19 protein-coding genes are annotated in these 25,755 nt (G+C 65.2%); 14 read left to right on the forward strand and 5 right to left on the reverse strand.

Annotated features, from left to right (window positions below):
* The first annotated feature begins 8 nt into the window (after positions 1–8).
* The 3 genes from AC25MA_RS11825 (at position 9) to AC25MA_RS11835 (ending at position 4,784) form a co-directional block, all read left to right on the forward strand.
* Complete coding sequence (locus AC25MA_RS11825) at positions 9–2,711, forward strand: [protein-PII] uridylyltransferase (protein ID WP_028690680.1); 2,703 nt, start codon at positions 9–11, stop codon at positions 2,709–2,711.
* 21 nt (positions 2,712–2,732) lie between these two features.
* The gene (gene dapC / locus AC25MA_RS11830; protein WP_028690681.1) at positions 2,733–3,926 is read left to right on the forward strand and encodes a succinyldiaminopimelate transaminase; all 1,194 of its coding nucleotides are present in this window, start codon (positions 2,733–2,735) and stop codon (positions 3,924–3,926) included.
* Positions 3,927–4,046: 120 nt separating this feature from the next.
* Complete coding sequence (locus AC25MA_RS11835) at positions 4,047–4,784, forward strand: zinc metalloprotease (protein ID WP_051555671.1); 738 nt, start codon at positions 4,047–4,049, stop codon at positions 4,782–4,784.
* Here AC25MA_RS11835 and AC25MA_RS11840 read toward each other — a convergent pair whose 3' ends face one another.
* The gene (locus AC25MA_RS11840; protein ID WP_028690682.1) at positions 4,785–6,431 is read right to left on the reverse strand and encodes a Na+/H+ antiporter; all 1,647 of its coding nucleotides are present in this window, start codon (positions 6,429–6,431) and stop codon (positions 4,785–4,787) included.
* Positions 6,432–6,711: 280 nt separating this feature from the next.
* On the opposite strand from AC25MA_RS11840, the gene AC25MA_RS11845 reads away from it, so the two are divergent.
* The 4 genes from AC25MA_RS11845 to AC25MA_RS11860 all read left to right on the forward strand — a co-directional run bounded on the left by AC25MA_RS11845 (position 6,712) and on the right by AC25MA_RS11860 (position 9,840).
* Positions 6,712–7,059: an ArsC family reductase gene (locus AC25MA_RS11845; protein WP_028690683.1), complete on the forward strand. Its 348-nt coding sequence runs from the start codon at positions 6,712–6,714 to the stop codon at positions 7,057–7,059.
* A 42-nt stretch (positions 7,060–7,101) separates the two neighbouring features.
* Entirely contained in the window at positions 7,102–8,136 is a 1,035-nt protein-coding gene (dapD, locus tag AC25MA_RS11850) for a 2,3,4,5-tetrahydropyridine-2,6-dicarboxylate N-succinyltransferase (protein WP_028690684.1), read from the forward strand.
* Between the two features lie 91 nt (positions 8,137–8,227).
* Complete coding sequence (locus tag AC25MA_RS11855) at positions 8,228–9,433, forward strand: cysteine desulfurase (RefSeq protein ID WP_186596857.1); 1,206 nt, start codon at positions 8,228–8,230, stop codon at positions 9,431–9,433.
* Positions 9,430–9,840: a SufE family protein gene (locus tag AC25MA_RS11860; RefSeq protein ID WP_062361399.1), complete on the forward strand. Its 411-nt coding sequence runs from the start codon at positions 9,430–9,432 to the stop codon at positions 9,838–9,840. The genes AC25MA_RS11855 and AC25MA_RS11860 overlap by 4 nt, the downstream gene beginning before the upstream one ends.
* Before the next feature lie 39 nt (positions 9,841–9,879).
* Here the strand turns inward: AC25MA_RS11860 and tcdA are convergent, their stop codons facing one another.
* Positions 9,880–10,689: a tRNA cyclic N6-threonylcarbamoyladenosine(37) synthase TcdA gene (tcdA, locus tag AC25MA_RS11865; protein WP_062361401.1), complete on the reverse strand. Its 810-nt coding sequence runs from the start codon at positions 10,687–10,689 to the stop codon at positions 9,880–9,882.
* Between the two features lie 287 nt (positions 10,690–10,976).
* Between tcdA and AC25MA_RS11870 the strand changes: the two genes are divergently transcribed.
* From AC25MA_RS11870 to AC25MA_RS11885, 4 genes are all read left to right on the forward strand, one after another.
* Positions 10,977–13,568, forward strand: coding sequence for a glycosyltransferase (locus tag AC25MA_RS11870; protein ID WP_028690688.1), 2,592 nt, complete (start codon positions 10,977–10,979; stop codon positions 13,566–13,568).
* A 199-nt stretch (positions 13,569–13,767) separates the two neighbouring features.
* Entirely contained in the window at positions 13,768–14,919 is a 1,152-nt protein-coding gene (gene dapE, locus AC25MA_RS11875; RefSeq protein ID WP_028690689.1) for a succinyl-diaminopimelate desuccinylase, read from the forward strand.
* Positions 14,919–15,731, forward strand: a complete 813-nt coding sequence (locus AC25MA_RS11880) for a putative RNA methyltransferase (RefSeq protein ID WP_028690690.1) — start codon at positions 14,919–14,921, stop codon at positions 15,729–15,731. The genes dapE and AC25MA_RS11880 overlap by 1 nt, the downstream gene beginning before the upstream one ends.
* Positions 15,732–15,748: 17 nt before the next feature.
* A complete protein-coding gene (locus tag AC25MA_RS11885; RefSeq protein ID WP_028690691.1) occupies positions 15,749–16,126 on the forward strand; it encodes a hypothetical protein in 378 nt (125 codons plus the stop codon).
* 64 nt (positions 16,127–16,190) lie between these two features.
* Here AC25MA_RS11885 and AC25MA_RS11890 read toward each other — a convergent pair whose 3' ends face one another.
* Positions 16,191–16,400 (reverse strand): cold-shock protein, encoded by a 210-nt coding sequence (locus AC25MA_RS11890; protein WP_011535295.1) that lies wholly within the window; start codon positions 16,398–16,400, stop codon positions 16,191–16,193.
* A gap of 228 nt (positions 16,401–16,628) precedes the next feature.
* Here AC25MA_RS11890 and plsB point away from each other — a divergent pair, with 228 nt between their 5' ends.
* Positions 16,629–19,118, forward strand: coding sequence for a glycerol-3-phosphate 1-O-acyltransferase PlsB (gene plsB, locus AC25MA_RS11895; protein ID WP_028690692.1), 2,490 nt, complete (start codon positions 16,629–16,631; stop codon positions 19,116–19,118).
* 65 nt (positions 19,119–19,183) lie between these two features.
* The gene (locus AC25MA_RS11900) at positions 19,184–19,873 is read left to right on the forward strand and encodes a DUF4197 domain-containing protein (RefSeq protein WP_028690693.1); all 690 of its coding nucleotides are present in this window, start codon (positions 19,184–19,186) and stop codon (positions 19,871–19,873) included.
* Between the two features lie 66 nt (positions 19,874–19,939).
* On the opposite strand, the gene AC25MA_RS11905 is transcribed toward AC25MA_RS11900, so the two are convergent.
* Together AC25MA_RS11905 and AC25MA_RS11910 are read right to left on the reverse strand one after the other, a co-directional pair.
* Positions 19,940–23,005, reverse strand: a complete 3,066-nt coding sequence (locus AC25MA_RS11905; protein ID WP_062361404.1) for an efflux RND transporter permease subunit — start codon at positions 23,003–23,005, stop codon at positions 19,940–19,942.
* 6 nt (positions 23,006–23,011) lie between these two features.
* Positions 23,012–24,112 carry an efflux RND transporter periplasmic adaptor subunit gene (locus AC25MA_RS11910; protein WP_062361406.1) on the reverse strand — a complete coding sequence of 367 codons (1,101 nt, stop codon included), beginning with the start codon at positions 24,110–24,112 and terminating at the stop codon, positions 23,012–23,014.
* 171 nt (positions 24,113–24,283) lie between these two features.
* Between AC25MA_RS11910 and AC25MA_RS11915 the strand changes: the two genes are divergently transcribed.
* Positions 24,284–24,925 (forward strand): TetR/AcrR family transcriptional regulator, encoded by a 642-nt coding sequence (locus tag AC25MA_RS11915; RefSeq protein ID WP_062361408.1) that lies wholly within the window; start codon positions 24,284–24,286, stop codon positions 24,923–24,925.
* Positions 24,926–25,755 lie beyond the last annotated feature (830 nt).

Below are 25,755 nucleotides of genomic sequence, written 5' to 3' on the forward strand. Positions count from 1 at the left end.
GCGACTCGATGCCACAGGTGGATCCCGAGCTGTTCGACCGCGGCCAGTTCCAGGCGGAACTGGCCCTCAAGGCAAGCCCTATCGCCGCTTTCAAGAAAGCCATCCGCATGGCCGGCGAGGTGCTCGACAAGCGTTTCCGTGAAGGCCGCGAGATCCGCCGGCTAATCGAGGATCGTGCCTGGTTCGTCGACAACATCCTGCAACAGGCCTGGCACCAGTTCAGCTGGGGCACGCCGGACGGCATCGCCCTGGTGGCGGTGGGCGGCTATGGCCGCGGCGAGTTGCACCCGTTCTCGGACATCGACCTGCTGATCCTGCTCGACGCCGCCGAGCACGAGCAGTACCGCGACGCCATCGAGCGCTTCCTCACGCTGCTGTGGGATATCGGCCTGGAAGTCGGCCAGAGCGTGCGCACCGTCGACGAATGCGCCGAGCAGGCCCGGGCCGACCTCACGGTCATCACCAACCTGATGGAAAGCCGCACCATCGCCGGCCCCGAGTCGCTGCGCCAACGCATGCTCGATGCCACCAGCACCGCGCACATGTGGCCGAGCAAGGAGTTCTTCCTGGCCAAACGCGCCGAGCTCAAGGCCCGCCACCACAAATACAACGACACCGAGTACAACCTCGAGCCCAACGTCAAGGGCGGGCCGGGCGGCCTGCGCGACATTCAAACGGTGCTCTGGGTGGCCCGGCGCCAGTACGGCACCCTAAACCTGCATGCCCTGGCCGGCGAGGATTTCCTGCTGGAAAGCGAGAACGAACTGCTGGCTTCGTCGCAGGCCTTCCTCTGGCGCGTGCGCTATGCCCTGCACATGCTCGCCGGGCGAGCCGAGGACCGCCTGCTGTTCGACCACCAGCGCAGCATCGCCGCGCTGCTGGGCTACACCGACGACAACCCCAAGCGCGCCATCGAACAGTTCATGCAGCAGTACTACCGGGTGGTAATGAGCATCAGCCAGCTGTGCGACCTGATCATCCAGCATTTCGAGGAAGTGATCCTCGCCGATGACGACAGCGGCGCCACCCAGCCGCTGAACGCGCGCTTCCGCCTGCACGACGGCTATATAGAAGCGGTCAACCCGAACGTTTTCCGGCGCACCCCCTTTGCCATGCTGGAGATCTTCGTGCTGATGGCCCAGCACCCCGAGATCAAGGGCGTGCGCGCCGACACCGTGCGCTTGCTGCGCGAGCATCGCCACCTGATCGACGACAAGTTCCGCAACGATATCCGCAACACCAGCCTGTTCATCGAGCTGTTCAAGTGCGAAATCGGCATCCACCGCAACCTGCGGCGGATGAACCGCTACGGCATCCTCGGCCGCTACCTGCCGGAGTTCGGCCTGATCGTCGGGCAGATGCAGCACGACCTGTTCCACATCTACACGGTCGATGCGCACACCCTCAACCTGATCAAGCACTTGCGCAAGCTGCAGTACACCCCGGTTTCCGAGAAATTTCCGCTGGCCAGCAAGCTCATGGGCCGCCTGCCCAAGCCCGAGCTGATCTACCTGGCCGGCCTCTACCACGACATCGGCAAGGGTCGCCAGGGCGATCACTCCGAGCTGGGCGCAGTGGACGCACAGGCCTTCTGCGCGCGCCACCAGCTACCGGCCTGGGACAGCCGGCTGATCGTCTGGCTGGTGCAGAACCACCTGGTGATGTCTACCACTGCGCAACGCAAGGACCTTTCCGACCCTCAGGTGATCAACGACTTCGCCCTGCACGTGGGCGACGAGACGCGCCTGGACTACCTCTACGTGCTGACCGTGGCCGACATCAACGCCACCAACCCCAGCCTGTGGAACTCCTGGCGGGCGAGCCTCTTGCGCCAGCTCTACACCGAGACCAAGCGCGCCTTGCGCCGGGGCCTGGAAAACCCGCTGGACCGCGAGGAGCAGATCCGCCAGACCCAGAGCGCCGCACTCGACATCCTGGTGCGCGAAGGGACCGACCCGGACGACGTCGAACAGCTCTGGTCGCAACTGGGTGACGACTACTTCCTCAAACACACCGCCGCCGACGTGGCCTGGCACAGCGACGCGATCCTCCAGCAGCCGGCCGACGGCGGGCCGCTGGTACTGATCAAGGAAACCACCCAGCGCGAGTTCGAGGGCGGCACGCAGATCTTCATCTATGCCCCCGACCAGCACGATTTCTTCGCCGTGACCGTGGCCGCCATGGCCCAGCTCAACCTGAACATCCACGACGCCCGGATCATCACCTCGAGCAGCCAGTTCACCCTCGACACCTACATTGTGCTCGATAACGACGGCGGCTCGATCGGCGACAATCCGCAGCGGGTCAGGCAGATCCGCGACGGCTTGACCGAAGCGCTTCGCACCCCCGAAGACTACCCGACGATCATCCAGCGCCGGGTGCCGCGCCAGCTCAAGCACTTTGACTTCCCGCCGCAGGTGACCATCCTCAACGACGCCCAACGGCCAGTGACCATCCTCGAGATCACCGCCCCGGACCGCCCCGGCCTGCTGGCACGGATCGGGCGGATCTTCCTGGAGTTCGACATCTCGCTGCAGAACGCCAAGATCGCCACCCTAGGCGAGCGCGTGGAGGACGTGTTCTTCATCACCGACGCCGACAACCAGCCGCTGTCCGACCCGCAGCTGTGCAGCCGCCTGCAGGAGGCCATCGTCCGGCAGCTGCAGGCCGGCCAGGCCAGCGATGCCAGCCCCACCCGCATGACCTTTTGACGATAACGAGACCTTGCGCCAATGAACCCAGCACTGACCCAGCTCCAGCCCTACCCGTTCGAGAAACTGCGTGCCCTGCTGGGGAGCGTGAAACCGGCGGCGGACAAACGCCCGATCGCCCTGTCGATCGGCGAGCCGAAGCACGAATCGCCGGCCTTCGTCGCCAAGGCCATGACCGACAACCTCGACAAGCTGGCGGTCTACCCCAGCACCCTGGGCCTGCCGGCCCTGCGCCAGGCCATCGGCCAGTGGTGCGAGCGGCGCTTCGGCGTGCCGGCCGGCTGGCTGGACGCCGACCGCCATATCCTGCCGGTCAACGGCACCCGTGAGGCGCTGTTCGCCTTCACCCAGGCCGTGGTCGATCGCTCCGCGGACGGCCTGGTGGTCAGCCCCAACCCGTTCTACCAGATCTACGAAGGCGCGGCCCTGCTGGCCGGCGCCACGCCGCACTACCTGCCCTGCCTGGAAAACAACGGTTTCAACCCGGATTTCGACGCCGTGCCGGCCGACGTCTGGAAACGTTGCCAGATCCTGTTCCTGTGCTCCCCGGGCAACCCCACTGGCGCCCTGGTGCCGATGGACACCCTGAAAAAGCTGATCGCCCTGGCCGACGAGCACGACTTCGTGATCGCCGCCGACGAGTGCTACAGCGAGCTGTACTTCGACGAGGAAACGCCACCACCGGGCTTGCTCAGCGCCTGCGCGGCACTGGGCCGAAATGACTTCAAGCGCTGCGTGGTGTTCCATAGCCTGTCCAAGCGCTCCAACTTGCCGGGCTTGCGCTCGGGCTTCGTCGCCGGCGACGCCGAAATCATCAAGCCGTTCCTGCTGTACCGCACCTACCACGGCTGCGCCATGCCGGTGCAGACCCAGCTGGCCAGCATCGCCGCCTGGCAGGACGAGGCCCATGTACGCGAAAACCGCGACCAGTACCGCGCCAAGTACGACGCCGTGCTCGACATCCTGCAGCCGGTGCTCGACGTGCAACGCCCGGACGGCAGTTTCTACCTGTGGGCCAAGGTACCGGGCAGCGATGCCGACTTCACCCGCGACCTGTTCGAGGCCGAGCATGTGACCGTGGTGCCGGGTTCGTACCTGTCCCGCGAAGTAGACGGAGTCAATCCGGGCGCCGGGCGCGTGCGCATGGCCCTGGTCGCGCCGCTGGCCGAATGCATCGAGGCGGCCGAGCGGATTCGCGCGTTCCTGGGCCGCTGATGGCAGGCGCCCCTCCTCACAGGGGGGCGCAATCTCTATCGAGACAAGCATTAAGTACCGCTGGTGCAGAACACTGGCGACCGATAGTTGGCACCTATCAACCCCTGAAGGTGCACAACCATGTCCGATACTCTCGTGGCAAACGCGATCTACCGTCTACGCCAGAAGCTGCATCTGCCCCAGGCGATAAAGCCGCGCAAGAAACGCTCGGTGGCCGATCACTCTGTATTCTGGCGCCCCGGCCAGACACTCAGGATCTCGTTCATCGGCACGCCATGCCCCTGGCTCAAGAAATCGATTTTCGACACCGCGTGCCAATGGCTGAAATATGCCAACCTGAACTTCGAGCTCCTGGACAACGATGTCGACAAAGCCGAGATCCGCATCCAGACCGATGTGCAGGAAGGCGTGAATTTCAGTTTCCTGGGCAACCAGGCCTTGGACGTGGGCGGTGCCACCATGGCATTGGGGGTCAAGCTGTCGGACCCGCTGTTCGAGCCGTTCGTACTGCATGAGTTCGGACACGCATTGGGGATGGAGCATGAGCACCAACACCCAAGGGCCAACATACCCTGGGACCTTGACGCGGTGCGCCAAATGCTGGCCGTGGTCCTGGCCGACGAGGCCAACAACCCGAATGACCTCGACGACCTGATCGAAGAGGACCTTGCCACTCAGTTCCTGCCCTTGCCCGACAACGGCGACCTGCTCATCCTGCCCTATGACAGGCGGTCGATCATGCACTACCCCATCAGGCAGAAACTCACGCGCCACGCGTTCAAGCGCAGCCATAACCTGAAAATCAGCAAAAAGGACAAGCGCTTCATGCGCCTGGTCTATCCGGCTTCATGCCAATAACTAGCGGACCTGCCCGAGGTTGGCCTCGCTCAGGTCCAGCTCGCCTAGCACCTGACGCACCACTTCGTCCCCGACCAGGTGCTGGCGATGCAACTCGTACAACTCCAGCCGCTGCGCACGCAGGGCCCGCAGGCGTAAACGACGTTCGAGCAGATCCATCTGCTCGGCCAACGCCCGGGCCTCGGCACTGTCGTTGTAGCTGTCCAGCTCATCGCGGTATTCGGCCATCAGCCGCGCCTTGAGCTCGGTGGCCAGGGTCGCCTGGGCGGCATCCTGCGGCGCGTTTGCATCGATCACCTCCTCGGCCTCAAGCGCATGGATCGCCGCCTCGGCGGTGCGCCGCCAGGCCTCCTGCACCTCCTGGTGCAAGCGCTCGTCCGGGCTCTTGGTTACCCCGCGCAGCAAGAGAGGCAAGGCAATACAGGCGCTGACCAGCGACAGCAAAATCACTCCGGCGGCGATGAAGATGAGCAGGTCGCGCTCGGGAAACGCCTTGCCCGCGCCGATCAGCAGCGGCACCGACATCACGCCCGCCAGGGTCACAGCACCACGTACGCCGCCCAGGGTCAGCAACCAGCAGGAGCGCGCGGTCGGCATCAGCACCAGCGCAGGCTTGCCGCGCCAGCGTCTGACCACGCCGATAGCCCGCCAGATGCTCTGCACCCAGATGAACCGCAACAGCACCAGCGCAGCGAAGATCGCCACCACATCCAGGCAGCGCCAGGCCAGGGTCGTCCAGGCTGCGGCTTCGTCGGTCACCACTGCCTTGATGATGTCCGGCAATTGCAGCCCCAGCAGCAGGAAGATCAGGCCGTTGAAGGCAAACTCCAGCAGCGACCAGACACTGCGATTGAGCAGGCGCGTGCTGGTCTGCCGGGGCAGCAGGTCCAGCCAGCTCTGCATCATCCCGGCAGCCACCGCCGAGAGAATGCCGGATACGCCGAGCCGTTCAGCCAGTACGTAGGCGGCAAAGGGCAGCAGCAGCATGAATACCACGTGAGTCGCCGGGTCGTCCCAGCCGCGGGTGATCATCCACATACGCAGGCGCCCGACCAGCCAGCTCAGCGCCACCCCCACCGCCAGGCCGCCGAGGGCGACCAGGATGAAGGTCAGGCTGGCCTCGGTCAACGAGAACACTCCGGTGATCGCCGCCACCAGGGCGAACTTGAAGGTCACCAGGCCCGAGGCGTCATTCATCAGCGCCTCGCCCTGAAGCATGTGCATCAGCGGTGTCGGCAGGCGGTCCTGGGTGATGGCCGAGACGGCCACGGCGTCGGTGGGCGACAGCACCGCCGCCAGGGCGAAGGCCACCGCCAGCGGAATGCTCGGCAACAGCCAGTGGATGAAGTAGCCGGCGCCGACCACGGTGAACAGCACCAGCCCCACCGCCAGCGCCACCACAGGCCCGCGGATACGCCACAGTTCGCGCTTGGGCATGCGCCAGCCGTCGGCGAACAACAGCGGCGGCAGGAACAGGAAAAGGAACAGCTCCGGGTCCAGCGCCACGTGCAGGCCCAGGGTCGGCCAGGCCAGCAAGGCGCCGGCGCCAATCTGCACCAGCGGCAGGGGCAGTGGCAGCACCCGCCCGACCAGTTTCGACACGCTCACCAGCATCAGCAGGATTAGAACGGTATAGGCTGACTGCATCGGCAAGCTTCCTGTTTGATCGGAGAAACCACAGCGAGTCGAAACTTCGCCATTGAAACAATATGTTAGCGGGGACTCGCTATCGTGGACCGCTGCACGATAGTCGCAGCCTGGCCGGGAATGTGTAACACAATGCTACGCGAGAAGCGGTGAAACACATCGGCGACGCCTTCCAGCCCGCAGCCGTGGCGCCAGCCCCATCGATACCGCATAATCGGCCCACCCAATCTTCAAGGAGCATCGGGGACGCCTGACCCGACCAGGCAGCCCCAGGCATTCAATGGCTTACACTCTCTACGGCATCAAAGCCTGCGACACCATGAAAAAGGCCCGCACCTGGCTTGAAGACAAGGCCATCGGCTACGACTTCCACGACTACAAGACCCAGGGCATCGACCGCGACAGCTTGAACCGCTGGTGCGACGAACATGGCTGGGAAGTCGTGCTGAACCGCGCCGGGACCACCTTCCGCAAGCTCGACGACGCCAGCAAGGCCGACCTCGACCAGGCCAAGGCCGTCGAACTGATGCTCGCCCAACCGTCGATGATCAAACGCCCGGTGCTCGACCTCGGCGAGCGTACCCTGGTCGGCTTCAAGCCTGACCTGTACGCCGCGGCGCTGGCCTGATCCCGCATTACGCTCCATCCCCTTTTCGTACGAGGTAATCGCATGTCTCAATCGCTGTTCAGCCTGGCCTTCGGTGTCGGCACCCAGAACCGCCAGGGCACCTGGCTGGAAGTCTTCTACGCACAACCCGTGCTCAAGCCATCCGCCGAGCTGGTCGCAGCCGTCGCACCAGTGCTGGGCTACGAAGGGGGCAACCAGGCCATCGCCTTCACCACCGCCCAGGCCGCCCAACTGGCCGACGCACTCAAGGGCGTCGATGCCGCCCAGGCCGCCCTGCTGACCCGCCTGGCCGAAAGCCACAAGCCGCTGGTCGCCACCCTGCTGGCCGAAGACGGCGCGCTGACCTCCACCCCAGAGGCCTACCTCAAGCTGCACCTGCTGTCGCACCGCCTGGTCAAGCCGCACGGCGTGTCGCTGGCCGGCATCTTCCCGCTGCTGCCGAACGTCGCCTGGACCAACCAGGGCGCGGTCGACCTGGCCGAACTGGCCGAGTTGCAACTGGAAGCGCGCCTGAAAGGCGAACTGCTGGAAGTGTTCTCGGTGGACAAGTTCCCGAAGATGACCGACTACGTCGTGCCGGCCGGCGTGCGTATCGCCGACACCGCCCGCGTGCGCCTGGGCGCCTACATCGGCGAAGGCACCACCATCATGCACGAAGGTTTCGTCAACTTTAACGCCGGCACCGAAGGCCCGGGCATGATCGAAGGCCGCGTCTCCGCCGGCGTATTCGTCGGCAAGGGTTCGGACCTGGGCGGCGGCTGCTCGACCATGGGCACCCTGTCCGGTGGCGGCAACATCGTCATCAAGGTCGGCGAAGGCTGCCTGATTGGCGCCAACGCCGGCATCGGCATCCCGCTGGGCGACCGCAACACCGTCGAGGCCGGCCTGTACATCACCGCCGGGACCAAGGTGAACCTGCTGGACGAGAACAACCAGCTGGTCAAGGTGGTCAAGGCCCGCGACCTGGCCGGCCAGACCGACCTGCTGTTCCGTCGCAACTCGCTCAATGGCGCGGTGGAGTGCAAGACTCACAAGTCGGCCATCGAGCTGAACGAGGCGCTGCACGCGCACAACTGAGAACCCGCCTGGGTTTGAAGTGATAAGATCGGGTCTGCTCCCAGGTTTTGCCTGTGGGCAGACCCGATTTTTCTTTCCAGGCCCCGCTAACATGTTCCAGCCCTCCCCCTGGCGTGCCGATTTCCCCGCCATCGGCGCCCTGCAACGGCAGCACCAGACCTACCTGGACAGCGCCGCCACCACCCAGAAGCCCCAGGCTCTGCTGGATGCCCTGGGTCATTACTATGGCCATGGCGCCGCCAACGTGCACCGCGCCCAGCACCTGCCCGGCGCCCTGGCCACCCAAGCCTTCGAGGGCACTCGCGACAAGCTCGCTGCCTGGCTCAATGCCGCCGACGCGCGGCAGATCGTCTTCACCCATGGTGCTACCTCGGCCCTGAACTTGCTGGCCTATGGCCTGGAGCACCGCTTCGAGGCCGGTGACGAGATTGTCGTCAGCGCGTTGGAACACCACGCCAATCTCCTGCCCTGGCAACAGTTGGCCCACCGACGTCAGCTGCGCCTGGTAGTACTGCCGGTGAACGATCTGGGGCAGGTAGATCTGGAACAAGCGCTGCAACTGATCGGCCCGCGCACCCGCGTGCTGGCGATCAGCCAACTGTCCAATGTGCTGGGGACCTGGCAGCCTCTGGCGCCGTTGCTGGCCCATGCCCGCGCCCAGGGCGTGCTGAGCGTGGTCGATGGCGCCCAGGGCGTGGTCCACGGGCGCCACGATGTGCAGCAGCTGGACTGCGACTTCTATGTGTTCTCCAGCCACAAGCTGTACGGCCCGGATGGCGTCGGCGTGCTGTACGGTCGCCAGCAGGCGCTGGCACTGCTGCGCCACTGGCAGTACGGCGGCGAGATGGTGCAGTTGGCGGACTATCAGGAGGCCAGCTTCCGCCCGGCACCGCTGGGATTCGAGGCCGGCACGCCGCCGATCGCCGGTGTCATTGGCCTGGGCGCCACCCTGGACTACCTGGCCAGCCTTGATGCCAATGCCGTGGCCGCCCATGAGGCCACCTTGCACCAGCACCTGGTGCGCGGCCTGGCCGATCGCGAGGGGGTTCGCCTGCTTGGCTCACCGCACGCGGCACTCGCCAGCTTCGTCATTGACGGGGTGCACAACGCCGATATTGCCCATCTGCTGACCGAACAGGGCATCGCCGTGCGCGCCGGGCATCATTGCGCCATGCCGCTGCTCAGGCATCTGGGCCTGGACGGCGCGATCCGCGTGTCGCTGGGGCTTTACAGCGACAGCGACGACCTGCAACGGTTCTTCGACGCACTCGATCAGGGCCTGGAGCTGCTGCGATGAGCCTGTCGGCCGAGGCCAGCCAGGCGCTGGAGAGCTTCGAGCAAGCGCGCGGTTGGGAGCAGCGGGCGCGGTTGCTGATGCAATGGGGTGATCGGCTGGAGCCGCTGGACGACAGCGAGAAGATCGAGGCCAACCGAGTGCATGGCTGCGAGAGCCTGGTGTGGCTGGTGGCCCAACAAGAAAAGGGTCAGTGGCATTTCAAAGCCGCTAGTGATGCACGGCTGTTGCGCGGCTTGCTTGCACTGTTGCTAGTGCGGGTGCAGGGCTTGGCGAGCGATCGATTGGCAGCGCTCGACCTGAGCGCCTGGTTTACCCAGTTGGGGCTTGAGCGGCAGTTGTCTCCGTCGCGCAGCAATGGGCTGCATGCAGTGTTGCTGAAGATGGCCGAACTCGCTACCCAAGCCTGAATCGCTGTTGGATTCATCGCGGGGCAAGCCCGCGATAACCTATTCGGCCTTGATCCGCTCAGAAGGCCGCCGCGCCCCGGCCACCAGCTTCTCCACGGCCTTGCTCGCCGCGACCATGCCGAAGGTCGCGGTCACCATCATCACCGCGCCGAATCCACCGGCGCAGTCCAGGCGCACGCCTTCACCGACAAAGCTCTTCTGCAGGCACACGCTGCCGTCGCCCTTGGGGTAGCGCAGCTGTTCGCTGGAAAACACGCACGGCACGCCATAGTTGCGGCTGGTGTTGCGCGAGAAATTGTAGTCCCGGCGCAGGGTCGAGCGCACCCGTGAAGCCAACGGGTCGTTGAAGGTCTTGTTGAGGTCGCCGATCTGGATCTGGGTCGGATCGATCTGCCCGCCGGCGCCACCGGTGGTGACGATGGCAATCTTGCGGCGGCGGCACCAGGCGATCAGCGCCGCCTTGGCCATCACGCTGTCGATGCAGTCGATCACGCAGTCCATCTGCTCGGTGATGTGCTCGGCCATGGTCTCGCGGGTGACGAAATCGGCCACCGCGTGCACCGTGCAGGCCGGGTTGATCGCCCGCAGGCGCTCGGCCATCACCTCGACCTTGGCCCGGCCGACCTGGCCTTCGAGGGCGTGAGCCTGGCGGTTGGTGTTGCTCACGCAGACATCGTCCAGATCGAACAGGCTGATCTCGCCCACGCCGCTGCGGGCAAGCGCTTCGGCCGCCCACGAACCGACGCCGCCAATGCCGACGATGGCCACATGGGCCTGGCGCAAGCGTTGCAAACCGTCGTCGCCGTAGAGCCGGGCGACGCCGGCAAAGCGTGGATCTTCTGTGCTCATGCTGATACCCCGAAAAAACCGGCGCGCATTATAGGCCAAGCCATGGGTTCGCGGGCAAAGCGCGCCACCCGATCATGCCGCCAGGACATGCCAGAGCGGCCACGGGTTGGAAAAAGTCCTACCAAGCCTGCTTTAATGTCCTATCAAGTAACTATATCTGGACGGCAGGCAGGCGGACTGAGAACTACATCCCCTGCCGATAATCCAACGGGTTACCTTCCTCGGAATCCGTGGCCCCACGCCCCAGCGGCTACGCCTCGCGCCCCTCTTCGGAACCTCGAACACCTATGCCATCACGCAAATTCGGTCTCAACCTGGTAGTGGTCCTGGCCATCGCCGCGCTGTTCACCGGGTTCTGGGCCTTGATCAACCGCCCGGTATCCGCCCCCGCCTGGCCGGAACAGATTTCCGGTTTTTCCTACTCGCCCTTCCGTCTCGGCCAAAGCCCACAGAAGGGCCAGTACCCCAGCGAGGATGAGATCCGCCAGGACCTTGAGCAACTGAACAAGCTGACCGACAACATCCGCATCTACACCGTCGAAGGTACCCAGGCCGAGGTGCCGCGCCTGGCCGAGGAGCTTGGCCTGCGCATCACCCTGGGGATCTGGATCAGCAACGACCAGGAACGCAACGAGCGGGAGATCGAAAAGGCCATCGGCCTGGCCAACACTTCGCGCAGCGTGGTGCGGGTGGTCGTCGGCAACGAGGCGTTGTTCCGCGAGGAAGTTAGCGCCGAGCAGTTGATCGGCTACCTCGACCGGGTCCGTGCCGCGGTCAAGGTGCCGGTGACCACCAGTGAGCAGTGGCACATCTGGAAGGAGCACCCGGAGCTGGCGAAACACGTCGACCTGATCGCCGCGCACATCCTGCCCTACTGGGAGTTCGTGCCCATGAAGGACTCGGTGCAGTTCGTCCTCGACCGCGCCCGCGAGTTGCGCAAGCAATTCCCACGCAAGCCGCTGCTGCTCTCGGAGGTCGGCTGGCCGAGCAACGGCCGCATGCGTGGCGGCGCCGACGCCACCCAGGCCGACCAGGCCATCTACCTGCGCACCCTGGTCAACACCCTCAACCGCCGCGGCTACAACTACTTCGTCATCGAGGCCTACGACCAGCCTTGGAAGGCCAGCGACGAAGGCTCGGTGGGCGCCTATTGGGGCGTGTACAACGCCGAGCGCCAGCAGAAATTCAACTTTGAAGGCCCGATCGTGGCGATCCCGCAATGGCGCGCCCTGGCCGTGGCCTCGGTGGTGCTGGCGATGATCGCCCTGGCCATCCTGCTGATCGACGGCTCGGCCCTGCGCCAGCGCGGGCGTACCTTCCTCACCTTCATCACCTTCCTGTGCGGGTCGGTGCTGGTGTGGATCGCCTACGACTACAGCCAGCAGTACAGCACCTGGTTCAGCCTGACGGTCGGTGTACTGCTGGCGCTGGGCGCCCTCGGGGTGTTCATCGTGCTGCTGACCGAGGCCCACGAACTGGCCGAGGCAGTGTGGATCCACAAGCGCCGCCGTGAGTTCCTGCCCGTGCAGGGCGACAGCGCCTATCGCCCGAAGGTCTCGGTGCACGTGCCGTGCTACAACGAGCCGCCGGAGATGGTGAAGCAGACCCTGGATGCCCTCGCCGCGCTGGACTACCCGGACTACGAAGTGCTGGTGATCGACAACAACACCAAGGACCCAGCCGTGTGGGAACCGCTCAAGGCCCACTGCGAGAAGCTCGGCGAGCGCTTCAGGTTCTTCCACGTCGCGCCGCTGGCCGGCTTCAAGGGCGGCGCGCTGAACTACCTGATCCCGCACACGGCCAAGGACGCCGAGGTGATCGCGGTGATCGACTCCGACTACTGTGTCGACCGCAATTGGCTCAAGCACATGGTGCCGCACTTCGCCGACCCGAAGATCGCCGTGGTGCAATCGCCCCAGGACTACCGCGACCAACACGAGAGCGCGTTCAAGAAGCTGTGCTACAGCGAATACAAGGGCTTCTTCCATATCGGCATGGTCACCCGCAACGACCGTGACGCGATCATCCAGCACGGCACCATGACCATGACCAGGCGCAGCGTGCTCGATGAACTGGGCTGGGCCGAGTGGTGCATTTGCGAGGATGCCGAGCTTGGCCTGCGCGTGTTCGAGAAGGGTCTGTCGGCGGCCTACGCCCACAACAGCTACGGCAAGGGCCTGATGCCCGACACCTTCATCGACTTCAAGAAGCAGCGCTTCCGCTGGGCCTACGGCGCCATCCAGATCATCAAGCACCACGCCGGCGCCCTGCTGCGTGGCAAGGGCAGCGAGCTGACCCGTGGCCAGCGCTACCACTTCCTGGCCGGCTGGCTGCCTTGGATTGCCGATGGCATGAACATTTTCTTCACCGTCGGCGCGCTGCTGTGGTCGGCGGCGATGATCATCGTGCCGCACCGGGTCGACCCGCCGCTGATGATGTTCGCCATTCCGCCGCTGGCGCTGTTCTTCTTCAAGGTCGGCAAGATCGTCTTCCTCTACCGCCGCGCGGTAGGCGTCAACCTGAAGGATGCCTTCGCCGCCGCGCTGGCGGGGCTGGCGCTGTCGCACACCATCGCCAAGGCGGTGCTGTACGGGTTCTTCACCAGCAGCATGCCGTTCTTCCGCACGCCAAAGAATGCCGACAGCCACGGTGTGCTGGTGGCAATCTCCGAGGCCCGCGAAGAACTGTTCATCATGTTGTTGCTGTGGGGTGCTGCACTGGGGATCTACCTGGTACAGGGGCTGCCGAGTTCGGACATGCGCTTCTGGGTAGCGATGCTGCTGGTGCAGTCGTTGCCATACCTGGCGGCGCTGGTGATGGCGTTGCTGTCGTCGTTGCCCAAGCCCTCCGAAAAGGTTGCAGAGCCACAACAGGCTTGAGATCGCCGGGGGCGCGTTGCGCCCCTTTCGCGACACAAGGCCGCTCCCACAGGATCACCGCAGCCCAGAAGGCCTGTGCAACTCCTGTGGGAGCGGCCTTGTGTCGCGAAAGGGCCGCACAGCGGCCCCATCGGCCCGTCAGTTTGATATAAGATAACGCCCCTCAGTTTCCCGCCTTGCCATGCCCCGGAGTCCCTCAATGACGGCCCCAGCCGAGCTCTCGCCTACCCTGCAACTGGCCTGCGACCTGATCCGTCGCCCCTCGGTCACCCCGGTCGATGCCGACTGCCAGACCCAGATGATGAACCGCCTGGGCGCCGTCGGCTTCCAGCTCGAGCCAATGCGTATCGAGGACGTCGACAATTTCTGGGCCACCCATGGCACCCAGGATGGCCCGGTGCTGTGCTTCGCCGGCCACACCGATGTGGTCCCCACCGGCCCGGTGCAGCAGTGGCAGCATGAGCCGTTCGAGGCGCTGATCGATGCCGACGGCATGCTCTGCGGCCGTGGCGCCGCCGACATGAAGGGCAGCCTGGCATCCATGGTGGTGGCCAGCGAGCGCTTCGTGCACGACTACCCGAACCACCGCGGCAAGGTCGCCTTCCTGATCACCAGCGACGAGGAAGGCCCGGCCCACCATGGCACCAAGGCCGTGGTCGAGCGCCTCAAGGCACGCAACGAACGCCTGGACTGGTGCATCGTCGGCGAGCCGTCCAGCACCACCCTGCTCGGTGACGTGGTCAAGAACGGCCGTCGCGGCTCGCTTGGCGCCAAGCTGACCGTGCGCGGCAAGCAAGGCCACGTGGCCTATCCGCATCTGGCGCGCAACCCGATCCACTTGGCCGCGCCGGCCCTGGCGGAACTTGCCGCCGAGCACTGGGACGAAGGCAACGCGTTCTTCCCGCCGACCAGCTTCCAGATCTCCAACCTCAACTCCGGCACCGGCGCCACCAACGTGGTCCCGGGCGAGCTGACCGCGCTGTTCAACTTCCGCTTCTCCACAGAATCGACGGTCGAGGGCCTGCAGCAGCGCGTCGCGGCGATCCTCGACAGGCATCAGCTGGAATGGAGCATCGACTGGGCGCTGTCGGGCCTGCCGTTCCTCACAGAGCCGGGCGATCTGCTCGATGCGGTGTCGTCGAGCATCAAGGCGGTCACCGGTCGCGAGACCCGTCCGTCGACCAGCGGCGGCACGTCCGACGGCCGCTTCATCGCCACCATGGGCACCCAGGTGGTCGAGCTCGGTCCGGTCAACGCCACCATCCACCAGGTGGACGAACGCATCCTGGCCAGCGACCTCGACCTGCTGACCGAAATCTACTACCAGACCCTGGTGCGGTTGCTCGCCTGATGCTCGCCTGCCCACTCTGCCAGGCACCCCTGGCGCGACTCGACAATGGCGTGGCCTGCCCCGCCGGCCACCGTTTCGACCGCGCCCGCCAGGGCTACCTGAACCTGCTGCCGGTGCAGCACAAGAACAGCCGCGATCCGGGCGATAACCAGGCCATGGTCGAAGCCCGCCGCGATTTCCTCGACGCCGGCCACTATGCGCCGGTGGCCCGGCGCCTGGCGCAACTGGCCGCCGAGCGCCAGCCCCAGGCCTGGCTGGACATCGGCTGCGGCGAAGGCTACTACACCGCGCAGATCGCCCAGGCCTTGCCGGCGGCCGACGGCTACGCCCTGGATATCTCCCGCGAGGCGGTCAAGCGCGCCTGCCGCCGCGCCCCCGAGGTGACCTGGATGGTCGCCAGCATGGCCCGCGTGCCCATGGCCGATGCCAGCTGCGGTTTCATCGCCAGCGTGTTCAGCCCGCTCGACTGGCAGGAGGCCAAGCGCCTGCTGGCACCCGGCGGCGGCCTGATGCGGGTCGGCCCAACCAGCGGCCACCTGATGGAACTGCGCGAGGTGCTCTACGATGAAGTGCGCCCTTACGCCGACGACAAGCACCTGGCCCTGGTCCCCGAAGGCATGGCCCACGCCCACGGCGAGATTCTCGAGTTCCGCCTGACCCTGGCCGACGCCAAGGCCCGCGCCGACCTGCTGGCCATGACCCCGCACGGCTGGCGCGCCAGCGCCGAGAAGCGCGCGCGGGTGATCGACCAGCCCGAACCCTTCGAGGTCACCGTTTCCATGCGTTATGACTATTTCGTGCGCCAAGACTGAGCACACTGGAGCCCCCCATGCGTCAACCCGATATCGAGATCTACCTCAAGGACGACGACGTCGACCACAAGCAGATCGCCGACTGGCTCACCCAGGCCCTGGGGCCGTGCAGCGAATGGAAGCAGAAGGGCCAGACCTTCAAGTGCACGGCCGGTAACATTCCGGTCACTTGGTTACCGAAGGCTGTGGGAAAATGGAACAGCCTGTACCTGGAAAGCGACCAGACCCCGTGGGCCGACGACATCGCCTGCGCCCGGGCGGCATTCGCCGCGCTCAACGTCGAAGTGCGTTGCGCGCCAGGCAGCTGGACGGAGGAAGACGGGGAAGAAGATGCAGACCGTTGGATCCGCATCAGCGCCGACGGTGAACAGGAAATCACCTGGCGCACTCACTGAAGGCGTTCGCATCAGGCTGCAAGTTCCACGGTCAACTTGCAGCTTGAGCGTTAAGCCTCGAGGCTCAGAGCCCTACCACGTCCTCGGCCTGCAGGCCTTTCTGGCCTTGCACGAGGGCGTACTCGACCTGCTGCCCTTCGACCAGGGTGCGATGCCCCTCACCGCGGATAGCCCGATAGTGGACGAACACGTCCGCACCACCTTCGCGCTGAATGAAGCCATAACCCTTGGCATCGTTGAACCACTTCACATTCCCAGTCTCACGAGACGACATCTGAACTACTCCGGATTTTTATTTTGAAGATCGCCTTGCTGGCGCGGGTTCACCATCCGCGCCGACGCAGCTTGCACAAATATCCTGCAAGCGGCAGGCCGAGTATATGACAGGGAACAAAAAAAATTCATGACAGGGTCATTTTTGGCCGAATTTTGCTGAACTTACGCAGATACGGCAGACTAACGGGCTGTAAAACACGAAAACTTTCACCCAGGGCCCCACCCCATGACCCGTTCTCCCCTGCGCCGCCTCATCTTCGGCGCCCTGCGTCGCGTTCTCTACCTGTGGGTGCGCTCCGAAACCATCAACCAATCCTCGCTGACGCTCAAGCTCGACCGTAGCCGACCGGTGTTCTACGCCCTCTCCTCGCCGTCGCTCACCGACCTGGCCGTGATCGACCACGAGTGCACCAAGGCGGGGCTGCCACGCCCAGTGCTGCCGGTGGCTGTCGGCCCATTGCAGGAGCCTGCGGCGTTCTTCTACCTGACCCCCGAGCCTGACTGGCTCGGCCGCCAGGACAAACGCGGCGCGCCACCGACGCTGGAGCGCCTGGTTGCGGCGATCAGCCAGCACGCCGAGGAAGACGCGCAAATCATTCCGGTCAGCGTGTTCTGGGGCCAGACCCCCGCCAGCGAGTCGAGTCCGTGGAAGCTGCTGTTCGCCGACAGCTGGGCCGTCACCGGCCGCCTGCGCCGCCTGCTCAGCGTGCTGATCCTGGGGCGCAAGACCCGGGTGCAGTTCTCCGCGCCGATCCACCTGCGCGAACTGGTGCAGCACAACAAGGGCCACGAGCGCACCGTGCGCATGGCCCAGCGCATGATGCGCGTGCATTTCCGCAACCTGAAGACCGCGGTGATCGGCCCCGACATCTCGCACCGACGCAACCTGGTCAAGGGCCTGGTGCACGACCCGCTGGTGCGCCAGGCCATCAGCGACGAGGCCGACCGCGAGAAGATCCCCTACGCCAAGGCCGAGGCCAAGGCGCTGCACTACGGCAACGAGATCGCCTCGGACTACACCTACACCGCCATCCGCTTCCTCGAAGTGGTGCTCAGCTGGTTCTGGAACAAGATCTACGACGGCATCAAGGTCAACCACATTGAGCAGGTGCAGGGCATCGCCCCCGGTCACGAGGTGATCTACGTGCCCTGCCACCGCAGCCACATCGACTACCTGCTGCTGTCCTACCTGCTGTTCCGCAATGGCCTGACGCCGCCGCACATCGCCGCCGGCATCAACCTCAACATGCCGGTGATCGGCGGCCTGCTGCGCCGCGGCGGCGCCTTCTTCATGCGCCGCACGTTCAAGGGCAACCCGCTGTACACCGCGGTGTTCAACGAGTACCTGCACACCCTGTTCACCAAGGGTTTCCCGGTGGAGTACTTCGTCGAGGGCGGCCGTTCGCGCACCGGGCGCATGCTGCAGCCGCGCACCGGCATGCTGGCGATCACCCTGCGCAGCTTCCTGCGCTCCTCGCGCACGCCGATCGTCTTCGTCCCGGTGTACATCGGCTACGAGCGGGTCCTCGAAGGCCGCACTTACCTGGGCGAACTGCGCGGCGCCAGCAAGAAGAAAGAATCGATCTTCGACATCTTCAAGGTCATCGGCGCGCTCAAGCAGCGCTTCGGCCAGGTCTACGTCAACTTCGGCGAGCCGATCCGCCTCAATAGCTTCCTCGACGAACAGCAGCCCGGCTGGCGCGATCAGCCGCTCGGCCCGCAGTTCCGACCGGCCTGGCTCAACGACACCACCACCCGCCTGGGTGAGACCGTCGCCCGTCACCTGAACGAAGCTGCGGCGATCAACCCGGTCAACCTGGTGGCTCTGGCCCTGCTGTCGACCAGCCGCCTGGCCCTGGACGAGCGCGCCCTGACCCGCGTGCTCGACCTGTACCTGACCCTGCTGCGCCAGGTGCCCTACTCGCCGCACACCACCCTGCCAGAAGGTGACGGCAAGGCGCTGATCGACCACGTGCTGGGCATGGACCTGCTGGCCGAGCAGAAGGATGCGCTGGGCCGGATCCTCTACCTGGACGAAGCCAACGCGGTGCTGATGACCTACTACCGCAATAACGTGCTGCACATCTTCGCCCTACCGGGGCTGCTGGCGAGCTTCTTCCTCAGCAGCTCGCGCATGAGCCGCGACCTGCTGGGCCAGTACGTGCGAGCGTTGTATCCGTACCTGCAGGCCGAGCTGTTCCTGCGCTGGACGCCCGAGCAACTGGACGAGGTGATCGACCAATGGCTGACAGCGCTGGTCGAGCAGGGGCTGCTACGCCGGGAGCAGGACATCTACATGCGCCCGGCCCCCAGCTCGCGGCAGTTCGTCCTGCTGACGCTGCTGGCGCGCACCATCACCCAGACCCTGCAGCGCTTCTACATGGCCACCTCGTTGCTGCTCAACAGCGGCCAGCACACGCTGAGTGCCGAGGAGCTGGAGGAGCTGTGTGTGATGATGGCCCAGCGCCTGTCGATCCTGCATGGCCTGAACGCCCCGGAGTTCTTCGACAAGACCCTGTTCCGCCACTTCATCCAGACACTGGTGCGCGAAGGCGTGCTGCAGCCGGACACCGATGGCAAGCTGGGCTACCACGACAAGCTCGCCGAGCTGGCCGAAGGCGTGGCCAAGCGGGTACTGTCGGCGGAGCTGCGCCTGTCGATCCGCCAGGTAGCCTTGCACCGCGATGAAACACCGGAACCTGTGGCGGTTGAGTGAACTGGCCCGATCCCGGTCTACCCGATACGCTGAACCTGCTCCATTCTGCCCATAAGGAAATCCCCATGATTCGCTCCTCCTTGCGCTTCACCACCCTGTGCGCCGGCCTGCTGCTGTCGGCCAGCGCCCTGGCCCTGTCGCTGGGCGACCTGTCCCAGAGCGACGCCTCCGGCGGCCTGAAGGACGCCCTCACCCAAGGCGCGCAGATCGCCGTCAAGCAATTGAGCACCCCCGGCGGTTTCAGCAACAACCCCGACGTGCGCATCGAGCTGCCGGGCAACCTCGGCAAGGCCGCCAAGGCCATGAAGATGTTCGGCAAGGGTGAACAGGTCGAAGCCCTGGAGACCAGCATGAACAAGGCCGCCGAGGCCGCTGTGCCGCAAGCCCAGGCGATCCTGGTGGACGCGGTGAAGAAGATGACCGTGACCGATGCCAAAGGCATCCTCAGCGGCGGCCAGGACTCGGCCACCCAGTACCTGAACAAGAGCAGCCGCGAGCAGATCCGCGCCAAGTTCCTGCCGATCGTCAAGCAGGCCACCGACAAGGTCGGCCTGGCCCAGCAGTACAACAACTTCGCCGGGCAGGCCGCAGGCCTGGGCGTGGTCGACGCCAAGAGCGCCAACATCGAGAACTACGTGACCGAGAAGGCGCTGGACGGTCTGTTCGAGATGATCGCCAAGCAGGAAGAGAGCATTCGCCAGAACCCGGCCGGTGCCGCGACCAGCCTGGCCAAGAAGGTGTTCGGCGCACTCTGAGGCGTCGGTTCCGATCGCGGGTCAAGCCCGCTCCCACCGTGGGAGCGGGCTTGACCCGCGATGTTGTCAGTCCTTCCTGACCCTGAACCACGCCGCATACAACGCCGGCAGGAACAACAGGGTCAACACCGTGGCGACGATCAACCCACCCATGATCGCCACCGCCATCGGCCCGTAGAACACGCTCCTCGACAGCGGAATCATCGCCAGCACCGCCGCCAGCGCGGTCAGCACGATCGGCCGGAAGCGCCGCACAGTGGCCTCGATGATCGCCTGCCAACGCGCCATCCCGGCGGCGATATCCTGTTCAATCTGATCTACCAGGATCACCGAGTTACGCATGATCATCCCCGCCAGGGCGATGGTCCCGAGCATGGCGACGAAGCCGAACGGCTGGCGGAACACCAGCAGGAACAGGGTCACGCCGATCAGCCCCAGGGGCGCGGTGAGGAACACCATGAACATCCGCGAGAAACTGCGCAGCTGGATCATCAGCAGGCTCAGCACCACCACGATGAACAAGGGCATGCCGGCGTTCACCGAGCGCTGGCCACGCTCGGAGTCCTCCACTGTGCCGCCCACTTCCAGCAGGTAGCCATCGGGCAACTCGTCCTTGATCTGGGCCAGGGTCGGCTGGATCTGCTTGACCAGGGTCGCCGGCTGCTCCTTGTCGTAGATATCGGCGCGCACGGTGACAGTGGGCAAGCGGTTACGGTGCCAGATGATGCCTTCCTCGAAGCCGTATTCCAGGGTCGCCACCTGCGACAGGGCCACGCTCTGGCCGTTGTCGGTGGGTACCGCCAGGCTGCCCAGGTTACCCAACTCGCGCCGCTCCTCCGGGGTGCCGCGCAGGAGGATCTCGATCAGCTCGTTGTCCTCGCGGTACTGGCTGACGTTGCTGCCAGTCAGCGAGCTCTGCAGGAAGCTCGACAGGTGCGCGGTGCTCACTCCCAGCGCCCGGGCACGGTCCTGGTCGATATCCAGGTACACCGCCTTGCTCGGCTCTTCCCAGTCCAGGTGCACGTTGACCACATGGGGGTTCTCGCGCACCTTGGCCGCCACCTCGCGAGCCAGGGCGCGGACCTTCTCGATGTGCTCGCCGGTGACGCGGAACTGCACCGGATAGCCCACGGGCGGGCCGTTCTCCAGGCGCGTGACCCGCGAGCGCAGGTCCGGGAACTGCTGCTCGAGGGTGCCGATCAGCCAGCTGCGCAGACGCTCACGGTCCTCCAGCGACTTGGCCAACACCACGAACTGGGCAAAGCTCGCCGCCGGCAGTTGCTGGTCCAGCGGCAGGTAGAAGCGCGGCGAGCCAGTGCCGACGTAGGCGACATAGTTGGCGATGCCGTCCTGCTGCTTGAGCAGCGCCTCCAGCTGCTTGACCCGTTCGGCGGTGTTGTTCAGCGAAGCGCCTTCGGCCAGTTTCAGGTCGACCATCAGCTCCGGCCGGCCGGAGGCCGGGAAGAATTGCTGCGGCACAAAACGGAACAGCAGGATGCTGCCGACGAACGCGGCGATGGTCAGCACGATCACCGTCTTGCGCCGCCGCACGCACCACTCCACCACCCGCCTGACGCGCTGGTAGAACGGCGTGGCATAGGGGTCGGGGGCATGCCCGTCGGCGCCATGGCGGGCCGCGTGAAGCTTGGCCAGGTCCGGCAACAGGCGCTCGCCCAGGTAAGGCACGAACACCACCGCGGCGACCCAGGAGGTCAGCAGGGCAATGGTCACCACCTGGAAGATCGAGCGGGTGTACTCCCCCGTGCTCGAAGCCGCCGTGGCGATCGGCAGGAAACCGGCGGCGGTGATCAGGGTGCCGGTGAGCATCGGGAACGCGGTACTGGTCCAGGCGTAGCTCGCCGCCTTGAGCCGGTCGTAGCCCTGCTCCATCTTGATCGCCATCATCTCCACCGCGATGATCGCGTCGTCCACCAGCAGCCCCAGGGCCAGTACCAGCGCCCCCAGCGAGATCTTGTGCAGGCCGATGCCAAAGTAGTGCATGGCGGCGAAAGTCATGGCCAGTACCAGTGGGATCGCCAGCGCCACTACCAGGCCGGTACGCAGGCCCAGGGAGAAGAAGCTCACCAGCAGGACAATCGCCAGTGCCTCGATCAGCACCTGCACGAACTCGCCGACCCCGGCCTTCACCGCCGCCGGCTGGTCGGACACCTTGCGCAGCTCCATGCCCGCCGGCAGGCTCTGCGCCAGGCGGGCGAACTCGGCTTCCAGGGCCTTGCCGAGCACCAGGATGTCACCGCCGTTCTTCATCGACACCGCCAGGCCGATGGCATCCTCGCCCATGAAGCGCATGCGCGGCGCGGGTGGGTCGTTGAAACCGCGCTGCACGTCGGCGACATCGCTGATGCGGAAGGTGCGGTCACCGACGCGGATGGGGAACTGGCGAATCTGCTCGACGCTGTCGAAGCGCCCGCTGACCCGCAGTTGCAGGCGCTCGCTTGCGGTTTCGAAGAAGCCCGCTGTACTTACCGCGTTCTGCTCGCGCAGCGCCTGCTGCACGGCGGCCAACGGCACGCCCAGGGTGGCCAGCTTGACGTTGGACAGTTCGATCCAGACCTTCTCGTCCTGCAGGCCGATCAACTCGACCTTGCCCACGTCCTTGACCCGCTGCAATTGGATCTGGATACGGTCGGCGTAGTCCTTGAGCACGGCATAGTCGAAGCCGGCGCCGGTCAGGGCATAGATGTTGCCGAAGGTGGTGCCGAACTCGTCGTTGAAGAACGGCCCCTGCGCCTCGGGCGGCAGGGTGTGCTTGATGTCCGCGACTTTCTTGCGGATCTGGTACCACAGCTCGGGAATATCCGCGGAATGCATCGAGTCACGGGCCATGAAGGTGACCTGGGACTCACCGGGCCGCGAGAACGAGACGATCCGCTCGTACTCGCCGGTCTCCATCAGCTTCTTCTCGATGCGCTCGGTGACCTGGCGCGACACTTCCTCGGCGGTCGCCCCGGGCCACAGGGTGCGGATGACCATGGCCTTGAAGGTGAAGGGTGGATCTTCGCTCTGCCCCAGCTTGGTGTAAGACATGGCGCCGATCGCCGCCAGCAGGATCATCAGGAACAACACGATCTGGCGATTGCGCAGCGCCCAGGCGGAAAGGTTGAAACCCATCGGGACTTACTCCTTGGCCGCCAGGTTCACTTCACGATTGCTGCGGTCCACAGGCCGCACCTGTTGCCCTTCGCGCAGAACATGACCGCCCGCGGCGACCACCCAGTCGCCGGGCTGCAGTCCTTCGAGCACCGGCACGCTGTCGGCGCCATAGGCGCCCAGGCGCACCTGCGCACGCTCCAGGCGATTATCCTTGCCGACCCGCCAGACATAGGCCTGCCCGGCCTCTGCGGTCACCGCCGAGAGCGGCACCGCCAGTGGCGAGCGTTCGGCATGATCGATGAACACCCGGGCGCTCTGGCCGAGCTCGGCCGGCGTGGCATTGGAGGTGAAGGCGATGCGTGCGGCAAAGGTCCGCGAACGTGGGTCCGCCGCCGGAGAGAGCTCGCGAATCAGTCCCTCGAAACGCCGGTCAGGATGCGACCACAGTTCCACGCTCACCGCCTGGCCGACGGCAAAGCGGGCGAACTGCTGCTCGGGCAAGCCGATGGCCACTTCGCGCTCACCGTCGGCGGCGAGGGTGAACACGGTCTGCCCGGCGGCCACTACCTGGCCCACCTCGACCTGGCGCTTGGCAATCACCCCGGCCTGGGGCGCGCGCAGCACCGCGTACTCGGCCTGGTTGCCGGCCACTTCGAACTCGGCCTTGGCCTGCTTCAGCCGCGCCTGGCCGGCACGGTAGAGGTTCTCGGCGTTGTCGAACTGGGAGCGGCTGACCATCTGCCGGCCCAGTAGCTTCTGGTAGCGGTCGCGCTCGGCGCGCACCAGCGCCAGGTTGGCCTCGGCCGCCGCCAGCTGGGCGCGGTTGGCCTCCAGTTGCAGGCGCACGTCCTGGGGATCGAGTTCGGCCAGCGGCTGCTCGGCCTTGACCCGCTGCCCCTCTTCCACCAAGCGCTTGCTGACCTTGCCGCCAATGCGAAACGCCAGTTCGGGTTCAAAGCGCGCGCGCACCTCGCCTGGATAGCTGTCGGCCGAGGCCTGCGCGGGGTGCGGCTGGACCACCAGCGCCGGGCGCGGCGCGACAGGTGAAGCGGCCTCCTGGCCGCAAGCGGAGAGCAGAAGCACGGCGGCTGCCGGCAGAGCGAGGGACAACGCACGACGCAACATGATGAATGACCTTTGGCAGAGGGCGCATCGAATATTTATACTGGCGAGTATATTAAGTCAGCGAACCTGGCCGGGGAAGCGGGCGCGTTAGAGAAAATCCATAATAGTGTTGCGACGGATGCTGCAGCCGACACCTTCTCGACCCGGTAAGATGTGCCTCTTTCACATTGAATGCGGTCCCTCATGTCCAACGACGCACCCATCGGCCCAGGCCGGCCCAAGGACCTGGCCAAGCGCGAGGCCATTCTCGAAGCCGCCAAGCACCTGTTCCTCAGCCTTGGCTATGCCAACACCAGCATGGATGCGGTCGCGGCGGCGGCAGGTGTTTCCAAACTCACCGTCTACAGCCATTTCACCGACAAGCAGACGCTGTTCGGCGCGGCGGTCATGGCCACCTGCCAGAACCAGTTGCCTGACTTGATGTTCGAGTATCCGGAAGGGGTGGCGGTGGAGGATGTGCTGCTGAACATTGCCCGGGGGTTCCAGGCGCTCATCAGCAGTGACGAGGCGGTCAAGCTGAGTCGCCTGATCTTTGCCCTCGGCAGCCAGGATCCGGGGTTTGGGCAGTATTTCTACGAGGCGGGGCCGAAGCGGGTGATGGCCGGGATGGCGGCGCTGCTGCACTGTGTCGACCAGCGGGGGTTGCTGCGGATCGACAACCCGTTGCGGGCGGCGGAGCATTTCTTCTGCCTGGTGAAGGGGGCGCCGGATTATCGGTTGTTGCTGGGGTGCGCGCAGGCGCTGAGTGGGGATGAGGCTGAGGCGCATGTGCGGGAGGCTGTTGGGGTTTTTGTTCGGGCTTTTCGGGGGTAGTTCGGGCTCGGGTTCGGGGTGATTGTTTTGATTTTTTTATGCGCATTCGTAGAAGATAACGACATTTAGTCACCTTTCCGCCCTTACGGCGGCCTACTTTTTTCTTGGCAAAAGTAGGCAAAACCGTTCCGCTCCGTTCATCCGGCCCCTACGCTTCGCTTCGGGGTTCCCTCGCTCCGTTCTTGCTCCCGGGAGGACCGCGCTGAACGCCCCATCCTGGGGCGCAGCGCTTGACGGCCATCCATGGCCGTCACCTCCCTCCGCAAGAACTCCGCTCGGCCTCCTGAAGTCGCAATTGGCGGCGCCTGGACTATCGCGCGCTTAGAAGCAAGAGCAAGAGCAAGAGCAAGAAATGCGAAGTTAGTTGTTTTACAGTTCATTATGCATTGGCTATTCCAGCCCTTCCGCGGGGCGAGCCCGCTCCTACAGGATTATATATAACGTCGACTGTTGGGTGGGAGCGGGCTTGCCCCGCGATGCGATCGAAAGATTAATTAAGCTGCAACTAGCGACAGCTGCGCCAACCCAGGCGCCGCCCGTAACTTCGCGACTTCAGGAGGCCGAACGGAGGTCTTGCGGAGGGAGGTGACGGCCATGGATGCCCGTCAAGCGCTGGGGCCCAGGATGGGCCCTGCAGCGCGGCCCTCCCGGGAGCAAGGCCGGAGTGAGGGAACCCGGAGCGAAGCGCAGGGCCGGATGAATGGAGCGCAACGGCTTTGGTTACTTTGGCCAAGACCAATCTATGGTCACCCCATTTTTTGCAATACTGTTCATCAGATGGAATGGATGGCTTGCTTCAATCTATCCGGCGTCTATTGGGCTCGCATCCC

Source organism: Pseudomonas sp. P65(2024) (assembly GCF_057480955.1).